Raw genomic sequence first — 542 nt, forward strand, 5'->3', positions numbered from 1 at the left:
CCGGCCTGATCCCGACCGGCTGGATCCTCGGGCCGCTGCTGCGCGCCGGGGTCGAGCATCCGTGGCTGCCGGCGGCGACCGAGTTCTGCCGGGCCGCGGTCGAGCGGTTGGCGACGACCCACCCGTACGAGGTCGAGGCCGCCGTCGCGTTTCTCGACGGCGTCCCGGATCGGCGCTGGGCCGAGGGTCAGGCGCGGCGGCTGGGCGAACTCGTCCGGGATCAACGGCTGGTGCTGCTCGACCCGGCGCACCCCGAACAGGCCCGGCTCGCCCCGGGCTATGCCGCCGGCGAGTATCACCTGCCGCACGACTTCGCGCCCTGCCCGGACAGCCCGGCCCGCGCTTGGTTCACGGATCGCGAACTGCGGCGCGGGCTCGCGGCGTTGGCCGCCGCACAGCAGGAGGACGGCGGTTGGCCGATCCGCTGGGCGGAGTGGTCCCCCACCGTCCGGGTGGAAGCCCGACCGGCCGCCACGATCGAGGCGCTGCTGACGCTACGCGCCTACGACCGGGAGGGGGCGTAGGCGTGGGCGTGCTCACCC

The 542-nt window shown here is 75.6% G+C and carries 1 pseudogene; it reads left to right on the forward strand.

Annotation, left to right across the window (positions count from 1 at the left end):
• Nucleotides 1-524: pseudogene (locus GT354_RS04270) on the forward strand (hypothetical protein); the annotation flags it as partial.
• Between the last annotated feature and the right edge of the window lie 18 nt (nucleotides 525-542).

This window comes from Streptomyces sp. SID3343, assembly GCF_009865215.1.
GTDB lineage: Bacteria > Actinomycetota > Actinomycetes > Streptomycetales > Streptomycetaceae > Embleya.